Consider the following 306-nt stretch of genomic DNA (forward strand, 5'->3'; position numbering starts at 1 on the left):
GTGTTATTCCTCTCTGCTCACCGAGTTATACGGAATCATGATGCGGCTTGTACAGCAACGATCGACGAAATTCGCCACTTTTCGTCAATTTAGAACAATAAACTCGTGATGAAAGCGTCCTTAAGATCCTGTTAAGAACCTTTTGCTGTAATACTGACTGAACCGACGTTACCGGGCAGAATTGACTGCTCTATTGCATAAGGAAAAGTGAACATGATGAAGAAGACAGCTGCATTACTGGCGATCACCGCCCTGATGTCCATGCCCGTACTGGCCGTTCAGGGCGGCGGTTTTGTTGACCCGAGT

The organism is Erwinia sp. MYb416 (genome assembly GCF_037479575.1).
Taxonomy (GTDB): Bacteria; Pseudomonadota; Gammaproteobacteria; order Enterobacterales; family Enterobacteriaceae; genus Erwinia; species Erwinia rhapontici.